15 protein-coding genes are annotated in these 18,262 nt (G+C 47.9%); all 15 read right to left on the bottom strand.

Features of this window, described 5'->3' with window-relative positions; translation table 11 throughout:
* Nucleotides 1-8: 8 nt before the first annotated feature.
* Nucleotides 9-1,409 carry a Na+/H+ antiporter NhaC gene (gene nhaC / locus Q9R25_RS03275; protein WP_396136453.1) on the bottom strand — a complete coding sequence of 467 codons (1,401 nt, stop codon included), beginning with the start codon at nt 1,407-1,409 and terminating at the stop codon, nt 9-11.
* A 162-nt stretch (nt 1,410-1,571) separates the two neighbouring features.
* The gene (locus tag Q9R25_RS03270; RefSeq protein ID WP_078146806.1) at nt 1,572-2,660 is read right to left on the bottom strand and encodes an amidohydrolase; all 1,089 of its coding nucleotides are present in this window, start codon (nt 2,658-2,660) and stop codon (nt 1,572-1,574) included.
* 16 nt (nt 2,661-2,676) lie between these two features.
* Nucleotides 2,677-3,021: a DoxX family protein gene (locus Q9R25_RS03265; RefSeq protein WP_078146805.1), complete on the bottom strand. Its 345-nt coding sequence runs from the start codon at nt 3,019-3,021 to the stop codon at nt 2,677-2,679.
* A gap of 56 nt (nt 3,022-3,077) precedes the next feature.
* Nucleotides 3,078-4,343, bottom strand: coding sequence for a S1C family serine protease (locus tag Q9R25_RS03260; protein WP_311282782.1), 1,266 nt, complete (start codon nt 4,341-4,343; stop codon nt 3,078-3,080).
* 111 nt (nt 4,344-4,454) lie between these two features.
* Complete coding sequence (locus tag Q9R25_RS03255; RefSeq protein WP_311282781.1) at nt 4,455-5,273, bottom strand: fumarylacetoacetate hydrolase family protein; 819 nt, start codon at nt 5,271-5,273, stop codon at nt 4,455-4,457.
* A 54-nt stretch (nt 5,274-5,327) separates the two neighbouring features.
* The gene (nrdG, locus tag Q9R25_RS03250; protein ID WP_159562209.1) at nt 5,328-5,783 is read right to left on the bottom strand and encodes an anaerobic ribonucleoside-triphosphate reductase activating protein; all 456 of its coding nucleotides are present in this window, start codon (nt 5,781-5,783) and stop codon (nt 5,328-5,330) included.
* A complete protein-coding gene (locus tag Q9R25_RS03245; protein WP_311282780.1) occupies nt 5,761-7,611 on the bottom strand; it encodes an anaerobic ribonucleoside triphosphate reductase in 1,851 nt (616 codons plus the stop codon). The genes nrdG and Q9R25_RS03245 overlap by 23 nt, the downstream gene beginning before the upstream one ends.
* A gap of 191 nt (nt 7,612-7,802) precedes the next feature.
* On the bottom strand, nt 7,803-8,633 hold the full coding sequence (locus Q9R25_RS03240; protein ID WP_370568602.1) for a formate/nitrite transporter family protein: 831 nt from the start codon (nt 8,631-8,633) through the stop codon (nt 7,803-7,805).
* A gap of 577 nt (nt 8,634-9,210) precedes the next feature.
* Nucleotides 9,211-9,864 (bottom strand): hypothetical protein, encoded by a 654-nt coding sequence (locus Q9R25_RS03235; RefSeq protein ID WP_214690990.1) that lies wholly within the window; start codon nt 9,862-9,864, stop codon nt 9,211-9,213.
* A 660-nt stretch (nt 9,865-10,524) separates the two neighbouring features.
* On the bottom strand, nt 10,525-11,172 hold the full coding sequence (locus Q9R25_RS03230; RefSeq protein ID WP_311282779.1) for a 50S ribosomal protein L25/general stress protein Ctc: 648 nt from the start codon (nt 11,170-11,172) through the stop codon (nt 10,525-10,527).
* Between the two features lie 165 nt (nt 11,173-11,337).
* Nucleotides 11,338-13,155 (bottom strand): DNA mismatch repair endonuclease MutL, encoded by a 1,818-nt coding sequence (gene mutL / locus Q9R25_RS03225; protein ID WP_311282778.1) that lies wholly within the window; start codon nt 13,153-13,155, stop codon nt 11,338-11,340.
* 4 nt (nt 13,156-13,159) lie between these two features.
* Nucleotides 13,160-15,688, bottom strand: a complete 2,529-nt coding sequence (gene mutS / locus Q9R25_RS03220) for a DNA mismatch repair protein MutS (protein WP_311282777.1) — start codon at nt 15,686-15,688, stop codon at nt 13,160-13,162.
* 53 nt (nt 15,689-15,741) lie between these two features.
* Nucleotides 15,742-16,173 carry a YlbF/YmcA family competence regulator gene (locus Q9R25_RS03215; protein ID WP_215244011.1) on the bottom strand — a complete coding sequence of 144 codons (432 nt, stop codon included), beginning with the start codon at nt 16,171-16,173 and terminating at the stop codon, nt 15,742-15,744.
* A gap of 58 nt (nt 16,174-16,231) precedes the next feature.
* A complete protein-coding gene (locus Q9R25_RS03210) occupies nt 16,232-16,690 on the bottom strand; it encodes a GNAT family N-acetyltransferase (protein ID WP_215244012.1) in 459 nt (152 codons plus the stop codon).
* An 11-nt stretch (nt 16,691-16,701) separates the two neighbouring features.
* Nucleotides 16,702-18,168 carry a phytoene desaturase family protein gene (locus Q9R25_RS03205; protein WP_311282776.1) on the bottom strand — a complete coding sequence of 489 codons (1,467 nt, stop codon included), beginning with the start codon at nt 18,166-18,168 and terminating at the stop codon, nt 16,702-16,704.
* Nucleotides 18,169-18,262: the final 94 nt, after the last annotated feature.

Here is an 18,262-nt window from a genome sequence, read left to right as displayed (position 1 = left end):
GAATCGTTTTATTGAGCCGCTTGTTCCGCGACAGGTTCTTCCTGTTGGATGACTGCCATGCGCTCAATCGTATATCCCGTAAAGGCATATACAATCGAGATGACTGGTACGATGAAGTTCAAGACGGCGTACGGTGCATATTCGAAAGCTCCGACCCCAAGTGTGCCGAGGATGAATACCCCACACGTGTTCCACGGTATAAAAACGGATGTCAACGTCCCTCCATCCTCGAGGGCACGAGATAAGTTTTTCGACTGTAGTCCCATTTTTTCATATGCTCCAGCAAACATTCTCGACGGGACGACGATTGAGATGTACTGCTCCGAACACGTCGCATTCGTTGCAATCCCAGCTAAAATCGTTGAAGCAATCAACGAACCTGCCGTTTTCGCCAATTTCAAAATTTGGTTCATAATAGATTGTAGCATTCCCGAATATTCTAAAATCCCCCCGAACGTCATCGCGACGATGGTCATCGAGACCGTGTACATCATCGCATCAAGACCACCTCTACTGAAGAGGTTATCGACCAGTTGATTTCCCGTCTCGATGACATAACCACTCTGAAGAGCGCCTACGCTGTCAGCGAGCGTTCCACCTTGAATGAACACTTGAGCCAAGAAGCCCAGTGCAATCCCGACGACGAGCGCCGGAATCGCTGGCACCTTCTTTGCAACGAGCAAAATGACAGCTAGTGGGACGATGAGTAACCATGGTGAGATGACAAAACTGTCCTCTAAAATCGTCAATGTCTGTGTGATTTCAGACGAGTCTGTCGAAGAATCTGCAAATCGTCTACCGAGCCATGCGTATACCCCGAGTGCAATGATGAGTCCTGGAATTGTCGTATAGAGCATGTGCCGAATATGTACGAATAAATTCGTATGAGTTAATCCTGCCGCCAAGTTTGTCGTGTCTGACAAAGGCGACATCTTATCCCCAAAGTAAGCTCCTGAGATGACAGCCCCCGCTACCATCGGCGCCGGTATCCCCATACTCAGCCCGATGCCCATCCCCGCTACTCCAATCGTACCCATCGTCGACCATGAACTCCCGATTGAGAGTGCGACGACCGCACAGATGAGACAAATCGTTAACAAAAAGTATGCCGGTGAGATGATCTTCAGTCCGAAATAGATCATCGTGGCAACAATGCCTCCACCGATCCATGCCCCAATCGTCAACCCGACCAAAATGATGATGACGACTGCCGGCAAGGCGAGTCGAATCCCCTTATACATCATCTCTTCAATCTCTTTCCACTTGAACCCGTGACGCCAGGCGACGATTGAAGCGACTGCCGTTCCGACGATGAGCGGAATGTGTGGACCTTGACCGAGCTTAACGATCGAGATGAGCATGACGACGATCATCACCCCGAGTGGCAAGAGCGCCCACCCTAACTTCATGTCTTGCTTGTTCCCCGTTGTTTCCATCTAACTTCCTCCCCTATAGCGAAAATTCAGAATTGTCGTTATATTGTCGCTAATAACGTTATGATAGCGCTTACAAGGAGTGGGCGCAATAAAAAAATGAGTGGACAGACATCTGTCTATCCCACCCATCTTGATTTATGTTGCTGCAATCCGCAGCGCATCCGCGAGCAGGCGTGCCCCATCTTCTAACGCGTCACGGTCAAACGTCATATGCGGATGATGAAGACCTGGACCTAAATCAGCGCCGATGCCAATCATCGTTGCATCAAGTGACGGTTTCTCAACGGTATAAAAATGAAAATCATCGCTACCTGACGTGACGATCCGTTCAACGAGAGCCGATTCACCGAAGCGTTTCTCAATCGCTCGCTTGGCGATTTGGCTAGACTCTTCCCCAACGACGGCTCCCGGTGTAAAGTCTTGCCACTCCCATTCAAGTTTCACACGATGAAGCTGACCGACCTGGAGTAACATGTCTTCGACACGATTGCGCAGTTCGAGCAATTCTTCATTTTGTTGGGCACGGACGTCAATCGAGAACGTCGCATTTCCTGGAATGATGTTCATGTTGTCACTCCCGGCGTGTACCTTCGTCAACTTGACAGAGTGCGGCTCAAACGGTGACAAGTAAATGCTTTTAAGCATGTGTTGAATCGTGAAGATGACATCGAGTGCGTTTTGTCCTTGATGTGGTCTCGCACCATGCGCATCATCCCCAATGACCTCTCCCTTTAAGAAGAAGGCAGCACCATGTTGAATCGCCGCCGCATATTGTCCCCTTTTCAACTCTTCTTGTGGACGTAAATGGATTCCGAATAGTTGCGTCACGTCCTCTAACGCCCCTCGTTCGATCATGGCGAGCGAACCATTCCCTTGCTCTTCGGCAGGTTGGAAGATGAAACGGATTCGCTTTTGTAACGTTTCGTCTTTCAACTGTTCGAGCGCACCGAGTACCATGCTGATGTTCGCGTCGTGCCCACATGAATGGTTCGCTCGAAACGTACCGTCCACTTGTTGCCATAACGCGTCGATATCGGCGCGGACCGCAATCACTTCTTCTCCCGATCCAATCTCCGCGATTACTCCGGTCACGTCCTCAAACGTTCGATGGGGAATCGACCAGTCTGATAAGATGGATGCGATTGTTCGAGTCGTCTCGACTTCTTTCCAACTGATTTCTGGATGAGCATGGAAATGCTCAAACCACTTGAGTACGCTTGTCATATGTATCTCCACACCTTTATATTTTTTTGACACCTTTGATCAAAACCCATTGAAGCGGGAGTCGTCCCCATGTAATCCATTTCGGAATGACCTTCCCACCGATTCTAGATGGCTTGACGGCCATGTTGATATTTGCCGGGAAGACGGCGATAAAGAATGCCGGTAGCGTCCGTTTCACGAACGATGTTCCCTTGTTGAGTAAGAGCATCGCCCCGAACACGACTTCAACGACTCCGCTTAGTTGCACCATCAGTCGGCGGAACGGCCAAGATTTCGGAATAATCGACATGAACGCCTTCTCTCTTACAAAATGTAAAATTCCTGCCCCGAATAGTAACACCCCATATAAATTTCGTACCATAACTCATCCTCCTTTTGTATAAGCATAGCAAAAAAGGCGGGCATATTGCCCACCTTTTACAATGCAGAACCGTTCGCATTTTGAATCTCGACTTGAACCGTCTCCGTTTTTCCGTCCCGGATATATTCGATGTCGACCGTTCCGTCCGTATCGCGAATCAATTCACTACGGAGGTCGATGAACGAGCTGACGTCTTTGTCATTGATTTTCACGATGACGTCACGTGCCTTAAGACCCGCTTTCGCAGCTGAACTATTTTGTTGCACTTCCACGATGATTGTTCCCGCCGTCACCGATTCAGGCAAGTTGATTTGTTCCGTCAAGTAACCTTGAGGGAACTCTGATACGTCACGAAGTGAGACGCCGAGTGACGGATGATTCACTTCTCCCGTCTGTTCGATTTGATTGATGAGCGGAAGGGCGATGTCGACTGGGATTGAGAATCCGACTCCCTCGACTTCTGCTGTCGCAATTTTCATCGAGTTGATCCCGACGAGTTGTCCTTCTTCGTTGATTAACGCACCACCTGAGTTACCTGGGTTGATGGCCGCATCCGTTTGAATGACCTCGGCATTGAAGTCGGCCTGTCCGTTCTCATCCGTATCGACGGGTACGAGGCGTGACGTCGATGAGACGACACCGCGTGTCACGGAGTTCTCGAATTGTCCAAGCGGATTCCCGATGGCGATGACCGTTTGACCCGGTTTCAACTCGCTCGATTTGCCGATTGAGATGACGGCCGGTACCTTATCAGCGTCCACTTTCAAGACGGCCAAGTCATACGTCGCGTCACTTCCCATGAGTGCCGCTTCCGCAGTCGTTCCGTCATTAAAGGTGACCGTCAGCTTGTCCGCTCCGTTGACAACGTGATGGTTCGTCGCGATAAATGCCGAGTCACCTTCTTTTTTATAGATGACACCTGATCCGACTCCAGCCTCGACCGCCTCACTCGAGAATCCGCTTTGGGCGAAGTTGTTTACAGTCACGACGGCCGGTTGAGCGGTCGCGACGGCATTTGTGACCGAAGAATCGGATACGTTCGATGACGTTTGGACCGGAGTCCCTTGCGAGGTCACGTTCGTGTCACTCACACTCGTCGCGGGTTGGTCGATGAACGGATATGCGATTGCGCCCGTCAACAACGCTCCGATGACTCCACCGACAAGTCCCGGGAACATACGGCTGACGAATGACGGTTTTGATTGTGTTCGTACTTTTGTCTCTTCTCGGTTGGATGAACCGAGTTCTGTATCTAACCAATCTTTTTGTTGCTCTGATTCATGTAATTGATCGTGTTCATTTGATTGATCGTGACGATCCATAATGATTCATCTCCTCTGTGTTATCTTCTACCCTTACTATAACGAAGAGGAACACTCATTTATAAAATAATAAATGAATTACAAGATTCTTCACATTTTACGTCATTTCATTCAGACAATCACATTTCTTAATGTACCGATACCTTCAATCGTCACTTCGACCGTGTCTCCCGTTTGTAGATACGTCGGTGGCGTCATCCCGTGCCCAACTCCGGCTGGTGTACCTGTCGCGATGATGTCACCCGCTTCGAGCGTCATGCCTTTCGACAGTGTACGAATGAGTTCATCAATCGGACGAATCATATCGGCTGTCGTCCCATCTTGACGCGTCTCCCCATTGACACTTGTTTTGATTTGGAGAGGGAACTGGAGCTCGTCCGCTGTGACGACGAACGGTCCCATCGGACAAAACGTATCGAACGACTTGCCACGGAAGAATTGGACATGTTCTTTTTGCACGTCTCGAGCCGTCACATCGTTTAGAATGGTGTAACCGAAAATGTGCTCCTCGACCGCTTCGATGTCTCGTCCAGACTTGCCGATGATGACGGCGAGCTCACCTTCATAGTCAAGTTTGTCCGTCAATTCAGGATGACGCTCAATGACCGCTTCCGGACCGACGACCGAGGTCGGTGCTTTCGTGAAGATGACGAGTTTCCCTGCTCCTGCTGTATCCATCTCTTTCACGTGTTCTTCGTAGTTCTTGCCGATACAAATCACGTTTTTCAATGGACGGTACGGGGCGAGTAGTTTCACATCCGTCATTCGGTATGAGGGCGCCACGTCCAAATCGATATCTGGTTCGAACTCACGCGCGATCACTTCTAATAAATTTGTCGTATGTACTTGATTGCTGACATCAAAAACGAAATCGCCTTTGACAATCCCCACTCGTTGCTCTTCCTGCATCTCAAAACTACACCATTTCATTAAAACTCCCCCTTTTTCATCATTATACAAAAAATCGAGACATCTCTGCCTCGATTATACTTTATTCAAAAAGATGATCCGTTGATTACTCGATCCCCGAAAGCGGAGTCCCATATCTCGTAGCGACTGCTCGTAACGACCGTCAACGAGCACATCGGCGTAGTCCAATACGGTTTGAATCGCTTCGTCGTGCTTCGCTTCCAACTGTTCGAGCGTATAACCCGTATACACCCACACATTTTTACCGAGCGACTTACATGCCGTGACGAGTTTTGCTAACGCTGACGATTGAAGAAACGGTTCGCCTCCAGAAATGGTCACCCCGTCCCAACCACTGAGCTTGACGCGCTGAACAAGTTCCTCTACTTCGACATCCTCACCCCCGGTTGGATTCCACGAGGAAGGATTGTGACACCCTTTACAGTGATGCGGACAGCCAGCAGTAAAGATGACCGTCCGAATCCCCGGTCCGTCAACGACGGATTCTTCAACGACGGATAGAATGCGCATCGTGTTTCACCCTCGCCCGCTCTTCTTCTCGCTTCGCCGTATTCCAACGGTCCATCGTCCCGACCAAATAACCGGTGATGCGGCGGATTCGTTCAATGTTTGTATCCTCGCCACACGTCGGACAGGCATCGTCAATCAGTCCTTCTAACCCACAATTTCCGCAACGATCGACCGGATGATTGATGGAACCGTAGCCGATATCATGCTGTCGCATCAAGCGGACAATCGATTCCACCGCTTCCGCATTGTGGGCAAGTGAGCCATCGACTTCGACATATGAAATATGTCCCGCGTCACACAATGCGTGATACGGTGCCTCGATTCGGATTTTCTCTCGAATTGATACAGACTGATAGACCGGCACATGGAATGAATTTGTATAAAAGGCACGATTGGTGACACCTTCAATCATCCCAAACGTTTCCTGGTCTCGCGTCACAAATTTACCTGACAATCCTTCTGCCGGTGTCGCGAGCAACGAAAAGTTCAAGTCGTACGTTTCGGCTGCCGCACGCATGCGATTGGCAAAATGCGTGACGATGTCAAGACCGAGTCGCTCTGCTTCACGCGACTCAGCATGTGTACCTCCCGTCAACACCTTCAACGTTTCAGCGAGTCCGATGAAACCGAGTGAAAGCGTTCCTTGTTTCAATACGTCTCGGACTTCATCATGAATATGTAACTGCTCACTTCCACGCCAGACACCTTGTGTGTAGAGGAAACGAAATTCTTCAGCGCGACGCGTACATTGATATTCGAAACGCTCGACTAACTGTTCGATCCCGATGTCGACATATCGGTTGAGAATGCTGTAAAAATCCGAGATCGACTCCGAGACAAGTGCCATCTTCACCAAGTTGAGTGTGGAAAAGGAAAGATTGCCACGACCGATCGACGTCTCTTCTCCGTGTCGGTTTCCCATGACCCGAGTGCGGCAACCCATATATGCCACTTCAGATGCATGCGTCCCATCATAGTAAGCGGCATTGAACGGGGCATCGATGAAGGAAAAATTCGGAAATAGCCGTTTTCCTGTGACCCGACACGCTTCACGGAAAAGATCGACGTTCGGATCGTCCTCCCGAAAGTTGATTCCTTCCTTCACTTTAAAGATTTGAATCGGAAAAATCGGAGTCTCCCCGTTCCCTAACCCACGTTCCGTGGCACGAAGTAGCTCTCGAATGAGGATACGTCCCCACTTTGATGTGTCCGTTCCATAATTGATCGAAACGAAAGGCACTTGCCCGCCACCTCGTGAGTGCATCGAGTTCGCATTGTGTATGAACGCCTCACACGCCTGATACGTCGCCGAAATCGTCTCTTCTTCAGCGAGTGTCTCCAATTGCGTTTCTTCCCAGTCAACGGGTAAGGATTGGAGTCGGCTCAGTTGACGCTCATATGTCTTCTCGACATACGGTGCCAAGTCGACGTCAAACATCGGGAACGCCTGCCCTCCGTGTTGCATATTTTGATTCGCTTGAAGGATGATCGATGCGAGTGCCATGGCGGAGCGAATGTCCTTTGGTGACCTGATTGTTCCATGCCCCGTATGGAATCCATCTTTTAATAATTGACCGAGTGGAATTTGACAACATGTCGTCGAGCCTGTGATGTAATAGTCGGCGTCGTGCACATATAAATAGTTATCAGTGACGGCCTGTTTTGGTCGCTCCGACATCAAATACGTCTGCGATAGTTCTTTCGACACTTCCGAAGAGAGTCGTGCTAGTTTCCCGAGCGGGGATTTACCGTCCACGTTCGCATTCTCTTGTACTAAGTCTTGATCTGGTAAGATGCAGACGTCCTCATACAACTGCAGTAATTTCAAAACCCATCACCTCACTATATATGGATTCAAAACAATATTAATCGTTTTAAAAATCCTATATATAGATTATGGCATGTGTTTTTCTCAATGGTCACGAGTCGATATTGTGACAGTTTATGTGTGATCATACGATAAAAAAGAGCCTCGTCTTCGGTAAGACAAGGCTCTACGTTATATGTGACAAACATCATTTATTTAACAGCTTTTACAACTTTTAATTCGACTTCTTCCTCTAATTCTTGTGCTTCACGAAGACCCTTCGAGTTGAGCCACGTATAGATGGCTCCCATGAAGAGCGCTCCACCGATAATGTTACCGAACGTTGCAGGAATCAAGTTGTGGATTGCACCTGCCATGCTGATCGTCTCCGGGTGTGGGACGACGAGCGTCAAGGCGAACAATACGAAGTTGGCGATGACGTGGTCGAATCCTGAAGCGAAGAAGACCGCGACAAGGAAGATCATCGAGAAGATTTGAGCGAACTCATTTTTCATTTGTTTTGGTAAGAAAATAGCGAGACAGACCATCCAGTTACAGAAGATGGCGCGGAAGAAAATTTCGACCGTCGTATGGTGCATTTTCCCCTCAACAACGGAGAACAACCAGTTGTTCATCCCGAGTTCTTGGATGACGCCAGTCGGTGCAAGTAGTAACGCAAATAGGATTCCCCCGAGTGCGTTCCCGACGAAGCAGAGCAACCAGACGAGCATCGTATCACTGAGCGTTGTATAGCCACGAAGTGTCGACGTTGTGAAATACATCGTATTCCCCGTGAACAATTCCGCTCCCCCATAGATGATCATGACGAGCGCGATCCCGAACGAGAAGCCCCCAATGAGTGTCGTGAACGGAGATTCCGCTAAATACATACCGTTGACGACTTTCAACGTGAAGATTGAAGCAAAGCCGATAAAGATCCCGGCTAACATCGCCCGTAAAAAGTATTCCATTGGACGATAATGAATCATTTGCGAGGAAGCCTGTGCTTTTTTCCGTAATGATTCGAGTGCATGGATTTCCATTGATGCCATGTCACAAACCCTTCTTTCTGAATAATTAAATAGGAAAGTATCAGTTCGAATATGTGAAATCATTAACAATATAAACTGTACAGTCTCTGTTGGCAATCACCTCTAGAAGGAATTGACAGAGTGTTCACATCGTAATCGTTTACATGTGGCGGATTTGTGACAAAGAAAAATTCTCCCTATTTTCGGGAGGATAGCATACTTCCACATAATGAAGAAACAGAGTAGTTAACCATCAAAATCAACCGTATTCGGTTCAATTTAATTTCACCAAGCTACATACCGCACGAGATAGAGTCTCGTAATATTTCATCTAAAATAAAAAAAACGGCGCCCAAAACAAAAATGAAATACTTCGATGAGTTTCTCATATAACATTACTTCTCCTTAAAATTCACTATATTTAATTTGAACATAATATGGAAATTTTAAGCTGTTTAAGAGCCATCAAAAAAATCCCTCACTTTGAATTATGTCTCACAATCCATTTTCAGGTAGTCAGAAACATTATTCAACATTTTGAGGGATACTAAGAGTATCGATAGAAATAGTAAACTGTATACTATTTATTTTAGAAGCTATATTTTTTATTATAGGAATCGCTGAATTTTGCTCCTACGCTTTGTCCGCTAATGTTTACTCCTAGTAAATGATATCCTTGAATTTTAATGGATACGCTTCTTTTATTCGCAGAAATGTTTTTAGCAGACGTTGTTTGATGCCAACTTGATGGGAAACCATTACTATTCGACTTTACAGAAGTTATTTTACTGAATTTTTTTGTTGACCCTGAACCAGTATAAGTATACTCGAAATCAATATACATGGTTTGTGGTAACCACAATGAGTACACCCAACGCAATTCTTCAGCAGAGCTCCACTTGATACGATCAGTGCCACTTTTAGAGGCTGCTGCTTTAGCATAAAATGAAGGTGATGCAGAAGGTACAATCCCTAAGCTAAATAATGAATCTTCTTCTTTTTCTCGATTTAATTGATCAACTTCCCAAGCACGTACAGCATTTTCAAAATCCTCATATGAATCAAAGTTAATGCTAGATACTCCTTCAGGTACTTCTTCTGCCTTAACAATTTCTACATGACTACTCTCACTTGAAATTTTGTTGCTCAAATCATCAATATCTCCGCTGGCGGATACAGATTGATTAAATAAGCTAAAAAATAGCGCAGTGGACAGTGTACAAAAAGCAAGTTTGTTCTTCATCACTATAAACTCCCCTTGTTTTTTCCAATTATTTTAGTACAATGTTAGTATAACATAGAAAATAGAAATCAGATGATTAAAATACAAAAAAATCATAAAAAGGATGCGATTCCCAAATGTCAAAAGGTGGTTCCACATTCAACTTTAAGGTATTTTCTCTTAGTTTTATTATTGTAATGATACTTTCTTTCATTCCTCAGATTGGGATTAGAGAAGAGGGACCCTACATATACTATGGATTTCCAGCTCGTTGGTTAGGTAACCTAGGACAAGGAGATTACAGTTTTGAACTATTTGGGTTGCTGTTTAATTTAGCTCTCTTATATTTTTTATTAATATTCATAAAAAAAATAATTGGAGCATTCAAAACAAACTTTAAAATAAATAAGAGAAATGGTTCCAATAGCTAAAAAATGGGTTCCAAAAATGAAAAGCGTGTGCAATTTACAATAATCAGATGTTCCATGTATTGATCCGGGATTATCATTTCTATGGTGAAGAATCATAATATTAGTTGCATCACTCTAAAGCGAACTCAAAAATGCTACATCACTTTCCTCACTTTGATCTAAAAGTATTAAGTTCAGATTCGTTTGGACAATAAAACAAAGGAGCATCACCCCATCTAGGGATGATGCTCCTCTTTTATAATTGAATTGCTTATTCTTTATCCTCAGTCGATTCTTCAGCTTCTTCAGAAGAAGCTTCTGATGCTTCCCCTTCAGTTGAACCTTCTTCTGATTCTTCCTCTTCAACTTCTGCAACCGGCTCATTCACAGAGGCGATGTGCATATCTGGTTCCGAGACGATCGTGTACGATTTGTCTTCTGGAAAATCTGCTACCGTCACCGAGTCACCGATTTCGAGGTCTGACACATCAAGTTCGATGCGTTCAGGGATGTTGGCCGGTGTCGCAGAAACCGTCACTTTATAAAGTGACTGGGCAAGATATCCGCCTTCTTTGACGCCTTTCGCGTCACCAACAAGGACGATATCCGCTTCAACTTCTGTCTCTTCATCCATCTTCACGGCCATGAATTCGACGTGCTGATAAAAGTTTGTGAACGGGTCCGTTTCCGATCCGTGCACGAGCGTGTTGATTTTATTTCCATCGTAATGGAGTTCAATCAAGGCATTGTCACCGTGGTCTCGAAGAATTTTACGAAGGTCCATCTCGTCAAATACGATTGGAGTGCTGTCTACTTTGTAGCCGTAGACGACGCCTAACGCTTTACCTTCCTTACGCAACTTCGTGCGCAGTGACCGTGGGCGTAATTCTCGTTTTGATACTTGAAGTTTGTTCGTCATTTTCTTTTCCTCCTACATGGATATACATTTCATGTCGACATCTTGAGGGTGAGGCAGTGAAAAAGCCACCTCTCAACCTCGATGCGTTGAGTGACATGTGTATAGTTTTCCCATGAGGAAGGCTGAATAAACGTTACATCGTGTTAAAACAAGGTAACAAGACGATTACATGACGCGTTTAAATAACTTCTCAAGCTCATACGTGCTCCATTTCACGAGAATCGGTCGCCCGTGCGGACAGGTAAACGGAGACGTCGTACGACTCAAATCATCAATCAATTGTCGCATCATCTCCCTATTGAGTGGATGGTTCGCTTTGATCGATCGTTTACACGCCATGAGGATTGATGCTTCTTCGCGATATTTCGCGATGTCGATTGACCGCTGTTGAATGGCCATCTCCACCAGATCACGAATCGTGCCCTCTAAGTCATGTTGCGGATACCATGTCGGAATCTCACGGACAAGGAACGTGTTACCCCCAAACGGCTCTAACGTGATGCCTGCATCCGCTAGAAGCGGGAGCACTTCTTCGATAGCGAGCGTCTCTTCTTGCGTGAACTCTAACGTCAGCGGAATCAATAGAAGCTGATACTCTTTTTCCGGACGTCCTAACTGCTCATAGAACAACTCATACTTGATGCGTTCCTGAGCGGCATGTTGGTCCATCACGTACATCCCGTCTTCCGCTCCACAGATGATATAACTCGAATGCAGTTGCCCGATGACGTCTAGTGCCGGTAAACGCTCCGACTGACGTACAGACTCCTCGACCTGTTCTGGTTCGATCATCTCTGCCTCCGGCTCATGAACGAGCGGAGCCGGGTTCCACTGGGATGGTGACGTGAGCGTCTCCTTCCGTTCTCTCGGAATCGGATAGTTCCACTCGACCGAATCTGCCTGTTTAGGTTGGGGCTCCATCGAAAAGTCGAGTTTCGACTGTTCAGAAGGTGTCACACGTTTCGGCTTCGGTTCTTGTTTCACAGACGGAATGAGACGTTGTTCCCGGAGTGTCAATTGAACGGTCTCTCGGATGAGCTGGCATAGTTCTTTTTCTTTCGACAAACGCACTTCACGTTTCGTCGGATGGACGTTCACGTCAATCAACATCGGGTCCATCTTCACTTCGAGCACGGCAATCGGATAACGACCGATCGGTAAGAGCGTATGGTAGCCTTCAAGCACGCTTTGGGTCAGTGCAAAGTTCTTGATGCTTCGACCGTTTAAGATGAGAGTCACGTACTGTTTGTTCGAACGGGTCACTTCCGGTCGCACGAGATGGGCGCTCAGCGTATAATCGTTCGTCTTGCTCGACGCCGTGACGATTTGTGCAGCGACTTGGCGACCATAGATGGCAAGCATCACTTGTTTCAAGTCTCCATTCCCGTTCGTACGCAACAATTCTTTCTCTTCATGAAAGACCGTGAATCGAATCTCCGGATGAGACAGCGCTAAACGGTTCAACGTATCGGTAATGCTCGCAAGTTCCGTTGCTGACGTCTTCAAATATTTGAGACGGGCCGGTGTGTTGAAGAAGAGCTGGCTAACCGCGATCTCGGTCCCGATGTTCGTAGCTGCCGGATTTGTCGCCTTGACGACTCCACCTTCAAGCGTCATCTCAAAGCCATCCTCCTCTGCTCGCTTTGATTTCAACAAGACGTGACTGACCGACGCGATCGAGGCGAGCGCCTCACCACGGAAGCCGAGCGTCCGAATGCGGAACAAGTCGTGCTCGTCCCGGATTTTACTCGTCGCATGTCGTAAGAAGGCTCGGGCGGCGTCTTCTTCATGGAACCCATGCCCGTTATCTCGTACTTTGATTAGACGGATGCCCGCCTCTTGTAAGTCGACGTCTACTTTCGTCGCTCCCGCGTCAATCGCATTTTCGACTAATTCTTTCACGACGGAAGCAGGTCGCTCGACGACCTCCCCGGCTGCGATTCGGTTCGCGAGCTGTTCAGGTAACTCTCGAATGATTCCCATCGACTCACCCTTTCTTTGCGGTCTGTTGCAGTTCATACAGCGCCTGCATCGCTTCGATTGGATTCATTGCCAATAAATCGAGTTTGAGTAGCTGTTCTCGAACAGCGTCAGTTGACTCGAACAACGACAACTGGCTGACTTCTTCCACTGGGAGTGGAACAGCCTCCTCGTTTAAAACAGGTTTCGTCGCCTCCGACTCGAGTTCTGACAGAATCGTTCGGGCCCGGTCGATCAACGAATCCGGAAGTTCGGCCAATTCTGCCACATGAATCCCATATGATTTGTCTGCACGTCCTGGATGTACTTCATGCAAGAACACGACACGCCCATCCCGTTCAATCGCCCGGACATGAACATTCTCAAGTGTCGGAATCGAATCTTCGAGCACCGTCAATTCATGATAGTGCGTCGAGAAGAGTGTCTTCGCGCCGATTGATGAAGCGATATATTCCACAATTGCCTGTGCGAGCGCCATTCCGTCATACGTCGACGTCCCGCGACCGATTTCATCTAATAAAATCAAACTATGTTCCGTCGCCTCAGTGACAGCTTGGCGCGTCTCGGTCATCTCGACCATGAACGTCGACTGTCCGCTCACCAAATCGTCCGCCGCACCGATTCGTGTAAAGATACGGTCAAAGAGCGGAAGTTCCGCCGCTTCTGCCGGGACGAATGAACCGATTTGATGAAGGATCGCGATCAAGGCAAATTGACGCATGTACGTCGATTTACCGGACATGTTCGGACCCGTGATGAGCAACATTTGACGTGTGTCGTCAAGCGTCAAGTCATTGGCGACATATTCGCCTCGCGGCAAGACCGTCTCAATGACAGGGTGACGCCCACGTTCAATTTGGACGTGAGATGTCGTAACTGGGCGAACGTATTCCCGCTTCTCCGCCACAACGGCAAGAGCAAGGAGCACATCTAATTCACTGAGTGAGCGAGCCAGCTGCTGAAGGGGCTTCGTATACGTCTTCACTTCTTCTCGGAGCGCGACAAACAAGTCATATTCGAGCGTACAGCTCTTCTCTTCCGCACCTAAGATGAGGGCTTCCTTCTCTTTCAGTTCTGGCGTGATGTAACGTTCCGCATTCGTCAACGTCTGTTTCCGCTCATAACGTCCTTCTTCAAGCAACTTCGCATTCGCTTTCGTCACTTCCAAGTAGTAACCAAATACGCGGTTATACCCGACCTTTAACGATTTGATACCGGTCGCGATGCGTTCCTGTTGTTCGAGGTTGGCAATCCACGATTTTCCGTTCGCTTTCGCTTCTAACAGTTCATCGAGCTCATCCGAATAACCATGACGAATCATCCCGCCCTCTTTCGTCGAAATCGGAGGTGAATCGACAAGGGCAGCCCGGAGCTGTTCACTCAATGTCTCGAACGAGTCAAGATTCTGTTCGATTTGCTGCAAGCAATCGGCTTTCACCGTTTGTAAGAGTGACCGGACAGAAGGCATCCGCTCGAGTGTGTCGCGTAATTGGACAAGGTCTCGCGCATTCGCCGTCCCGTACCCGACTTTCGCGACAAGCCGTTCGATATCGTAGACTCGCTTTAACTCTTCTTGTAGTTGATCGCGCAACATGAAGTCGTCCACTAAGTTCTCTATGGCGTCCTGTCGCTCTCTGATACCTTGCTCCGTATAAAGTGGCTGTTCAAGCCAACGTTTCAACAATCGACCGCCCATCGCCGTCGTCGTCTCATCGAGGAGAGAAAGGAGTGACCCTTTCCGTTCCCCGGAACGAGCCGAACGGAACAATTCAAGATTTCGGGCCGTATTGGCGTCAAGTTGCATGTGTTGTTCAACTTCATAGGCGACTGCTGGTTGCAAGTGGTCAAGTGAACGTTTCTGTGTTTTCGTCAAATAGGCAAACAGCAATTCAAATGCCGAGCGTTGTGCCTCATCTTTTGCACCTTGTGCGAGTGGACTATTCCGCTTGTCCACTTGAATCGAAAGTGGGATCCCGGTCTGTCGTAACAAGTCGGCCAACCGTTCATCTTCGACGATGACCTCGTTCGGGAGCAATCCTTCGATTTCCCGTAAGACAGCTTCTTCTGACGAGAGTGTCGTCAACCACGATTCCCCCGTCGTAACGTCACCGCGAGCAATTCCGAATCGCCCTGCGACGTCCGAGATGGCGACGAGATATCGGTTTTCTTTTTCACTGAGTGACGCCATGTATGTACCCGGCGTGATCACTTGGATGACTTCCCGCTTCACGAGTCCCTTCGTCGCTTTCGGGTCTTCTGTCTGTTCACAGATGGCGACATTAAATCCTTTTTCAATCAATTGTTCAATGTAGATTGCTGCGGAATGATGCGGAACGCCACACATCGGGATCGGATGCTCGGCCTGCTTCCCGTTTTTCGAAGTGAGCGTGAGCTCTAACTCTTTTGCAACAATTTGTGCATCTTCAAAAAACAACTCGTAAAAGTCGCCGAGTCTATAGAATAAAAAGGCGTCCGGATAGTCGGCCTTGATAGAGAAATATTGTTTCATCATTGGTGTCTGATGGACTTCTTGCATGTTGATTCACCTCTAGAAAGTACAACAGCTGACCATCGGCCAGCTGTGTCGTTTTAGTATCCGCAGCCGCCGCGTGCTTGTTCAGCCGCCATGCCGCTCCCTGTCTTCCCTGCAAGGACGTCGCCGTCCGTCGATTCGATGATGCGGTCCGTCACGGAGTTCGCGAGCGTCACCGTCACGTATTGAAGCAAATCGTTCACTTCGACTTGTGTTTCTTGGAACGCTTGAACGACCGGAATCGAGTCCAGTTCTTCCATCGCTTTATCAATCTTTTGCTCGACTTTCGCAAGTGCTTCCGTCTTGCCATAGTGCTTACAGTTGACGGCTTCTTTTTGTAAGAACTTGATTCGTTTAATCAAAGTCTGTACGCGGTCACTTCCGTTTACTTTCGCTTCCGCTTCTTTGAAGCGCGCCACTTCTGGTGTTTGTGCTAATAAATCTGCCAATTCTCTTGCTTTTGCAATTACTTGTTGATCGGTCACCATTGTAAACCCCTTTATGTCTATAATGTAATCGTGCTCAAAAGCACGTGAATGTTCTTTCTCATTCTAACATGAACGATTCCGAAACGGTACTAGCGGGATTCGTTGATTCACGTAACATATCGACATGTGGAATACTATCTTCTTGATACACATCACTCGTCCGTTTGAAGCCAAACGAGGCATAAAAAGGTTCCACATACGTCTGCGCTTGCAGGTATAACGTCTCATGTCCAAAATCTTTGATTGCCGCATCCATCAAGAGGCGGGAATACCCTTTCCCTCGATGCGTCGCTTTCGTGACGACACGTCCGATGGCGACCGGAGATGCTTCCGTCAATACGCGAAGGGCGGAGACAATCTCTCCATCTTCTTCAATCCAATAATGGATGGCTTGTTCATCTTTTCCATCGATTTCTTGATACGGACAGTTTTGTTCGACGACGAAAATCTCAGTTCGTAACGCCAGTAAGCGATACAACTCAATCGTTGTCAGTTCATCAAATGCTTTTTTCTTCATCATTATTCCCCCTAATCAATCGTCACCCCGAGTGCTCGAGCGACATGTAATCCGCTCGTCATCGCGCCAATCGTCCCCGCTCCTGGAAATACGGTATCCCCGCACACAAAAAAGTTCGGCAAGTCGGTGCGATAACTCGCAGCGCGAAAGAGCGCCTGGCTAGGAGTCTGCGCATAACCTCCGACTGCCCCATGCGGTCGCTTCGTGTACTTTACCCATGCCCCGGGTGCACCGGGAAGGAGAAGTGACGACTCGCGATTCCACGCAGGAAATGCAGTCGCGACAACGTCGACGAGACGATTGGTCCAATCTTTTTCTAGTTTCTCATATGCCGCCCGGTCTTTCCAATCTTGCCATTCCGATAAATCGATATGTGTAGATACCGTGATGGTTCGTTCCGGTCGTTCTGTCCGTAACACGTCGTCTGGCGCGGACATGGAGATGAACGCATGCCCGCTCGGTAATCGCTCGTGATAGATTTGTTGAAACAGCGGTTTCTGTCGACACACATCCTCAGGTAAGACGAGGTACAGACTGAACGTGCCCCATTGTGACTGCTTCAACTGTCTGCGATACTGTCGTTTGAAGCGTCGTTGTTCCTGTCCTCTCAGAAGTTCGCTCGTCCGCTCAATCGGAATGGCGGAAACAATGACATCGACTAGTTCAAGTCGTCCTCTTCGATCGGTGATGAGCCATCCATCCGTCACCTGTTCGATGGATTGAACGTCCCTCCCTAATTTCGTTTCGCCACCAAATGCTCGAACGGCGCGCTCTAACGCATGAGCCAATTGATACAGTCCACCTTCAACATAGTACGCTCCCTCGTGATAGACCGACAGTGCCACTGCACCAAGTAAATGACTCGCTTCTTTCGCACCGGTCTGCAAACTGTCGAGCAGAACGCCATCGATAAATCGCTCGAACATTGTACCGCTTAGTCCATGACGGGCCAACGTGTCGCCGAGTGGACGCTGGAGTTTCATTAGCGCTGTGATTTGATTCGGCCGGAATCCTTTTAGTGCATAGATCATATCCGAGACCGTGCGAAGTGGAAGAGCGGGCAACTGCTGAAACAACGGACGAATCCTCTCAAAATCGCCCCACACTTCACGATAGAATGCATGAATCGCCTGACTGTTCTCAGGGAAAGTGCGACTAAGCTCTTCGAGTAGATGTTTGCGGTCGCGATAGTAGGTGACGGCGACGTCATGAAGATGAATGTCCATCACTTCATCAAGTAAGGTGACCTCGATTGATTCTCCCAATTTCTGAAGGACACGTTGATGGACTCCTCCTCGTTCAAATCCCATTCCTAGTGTCGCACCAGCGGGAAACAAGTAGTCCCCACGTTGAAACTTACCGGCACATCCGCCCCATTCACGTGACGCTTCAAAGACGGTTACGTCATGTCCTTCTTGTTGCGCGAGCGCAGCTGCCGTCAATCCCGCAACGCCCCCACCAATGACCCCGATTTTCATGAACATCCCTCCTCTCTGTATCATACCCGCTCCTTTACAAAATTGAAGAAATGAATCGGTTTTAGAGATTCGGGATATCTTTTAAAGGGTTCCC

The organism is Exiguobacterium sp. BG5(2022) (assembly GCF_031844365.1).
GTDB classification, from domain to species: Bacteria; Bacillota; Bacilli; order Exiguobacteriales; family Exiguobacteriaceae; genus Exiguobacterium; species Exiguobacterium profundum.
The sequence above is the reverse complement of the archived record's forward strand: the minus strand, read 5'-3'. Positions and strand labels throughout refer to the sequence as shown.

Coding starts and splice junctions, on each gene's coding strand:
- nhaC (WP_396136453.1), bottom strand. CDS start 1,409: ATGAAGTTAGGGTGGGCGCTCTTGCCACTCGGGGTGATGATCGTCGTC.
- Q9R25_RS03270 (WP_078146806.1), bottom strand. CDS start 2,660: ATGACAAGCGTACTCAAGTGGTTTGAGCATTTCCATGCTCATCCAGAA.
- Q9R25_RS03265 (WP_078146805.1), bottom strand. CDS start 3,021: ATGGTACGAAATTTATATGGGGTGTTACTATTCGGGGCAGGAATTTTA.
- Q9R25_RS03260 (WP_311282782.1), bottom strand. CDS start 4,343: ATGGATCGTCACGATCAATCAAATGAACACGATCAATTACATGAATCA.
- Q9R25_RS03255 (WP_311282781.1), bottom strand. CDS start 5,273: ATGAAATGGTGTAGTTTTGAGATGCAGGAAGAGCAACGAGTGGGGATT.
- nrdG (WP_159562209.1), bottom strand. CDS start 5,783: ATGCGCATTCTATCCGTCGTTGAAGAATCCGTCGTTGACGGACCGGGG.
- Q9R25_RS03240 (WP_370568602.1), bottom strand. CDS start 8,633: ATGGAAATCCATGCACTCGAATCATTACGGAAAAAAGCACAGGCTTCC.
- Q9R25_RS03235 (WP_214690990.1), bottom strand. CDS start 9,864: ATGAAGAACAAACTTGCTTTTTGTACACTGTCCACTGCGCTATTTTTT.
- Q9R25_RS03230 (WP_311282779.1), bottom strand. CDS start 11,172: ATGACGAACAAACTTCAAGTATCAAAACGAGAATTACGCCCACGGTCA.
- mutL (WP_311282778.1), bottom strand. CDS start 13,155: ATGGGAATCATTCGAGAGTTACCTGAACAGCTCGCGAACCGAATCGCA.
- mutS (WP_311282777.1), bottom strand. CDS start 15,688: ATGCAAGAAGTCCATCAGACACCAATGATGAAACAATATTTCTCTATC.
- Q9R25_RS03215 (WP_215244011.1), bottom strand. CDS start 16,173: ATGGTGACCGATCAACAAGTAATTGCAAAAGCAAGAGAATTGGCAGAT.
- Q9R25_RS03210 (WP_215244012.1), bottom strand. CDS start 16,690: ATGAAGAAAAAAGCATTTGATGAACTGACAACGATTGAGTTGTATCGC.
- Q9R25_RS03205 (WP_311282776.1), bottom strand. CDS start 18,168: ATGAAAATCGGGGTCATTGGTGGGGGCGTTGCGGGATTGACGGCAGCT.